This is a genomic window from Methylobacterium sp. ARG-1, from assembly GCF_001262595.1.
Taxonomy (GTDB): Bacteria; Pseudomonadota; Alphaproteobacteria; order Rhizobiales; family Beijerinckiaceae; genus Methylobacterium; species Methylobacterium brachiatum.
Window position 1 is genome coordinate 1 of the sequence record NZ_LHCD01000082.1, and the last position, 700, is coordinate 700.

2 rRNA genes are annotated in these 700 nt (G+C 61.1%); both read right to left on the bottom strand.

From position 1 onward, the window contains the following. A 23S ribosomal RNA gene (locus tag AKJ13_RS29875) occupies positions 1 to 94 on the bottom strand; the annotation flags it as partial. 459 nt (positions 95 to 553) lie between these two features. Continuing rightward, a 16S ribosomal RNA gene (locus AKJ13_RS29880) occupies positions 554 to 700 on the bottom strand; the annotation flags it as partial.

Below are 700 nucleotides of genomic sequence, written 5' to 3' on the forward strand. Positions count from 1 at the left end.
GTTCGCAGCTCCCCAAGGCTTATCGCAGCGTACCACGTCCTTCATCGCCTCTCAGCGCCAAGGCATCCACCGAATGCTCTTAAGGCACTTGATCGCTCTCGTGATCGATGTCCGTCGCTGATCCGACAGCCGTAAGGCTGGCCGATCAGCGCGACACGGTCACAAAAAGACCAGTGGCAGATCCGTTTCCGGACCCACCACCGTATGCTTGCCGAACATGACCGCCGGGGATGACGCTTTCGCGCCCCCAACGGCCACATTCCCTCTTCACGATGTCACTGATGTCTTCGCACGCGGCGCGACCAGCCGAACCCTACGGTCCTCGCCGATCGTCTGCCGCGGCAAACGCAATCTCCGGGCCGGCTCGACGCACATCCCTGCGCAAGGGATGACGGAGCCCGATGGCCCGGAACGAGAAAGAGAAACGAGGACGGCGCCGTCCCGCAAAATGGGTTCTGACTGAACCCTGTATCCTAAATGATCCTCGATGGACGAACGGACGTTCGCTGCGATCCGGCAGAACCGGACCCCATGTCCAAAGAGAAATCCTTAGAAAGGAGGTGATCCAGCCGCAGGTTCCCCTACGGCTACCTTGTTACGACTTCACCCCAGTCGCTGACCCTACCGTGGTCGCCTGCCTCCTTGCGGTTGGCGCAGCGCCGTCGGGTAAGACCAACTCCCATGGTGTGACGGGCGGTGT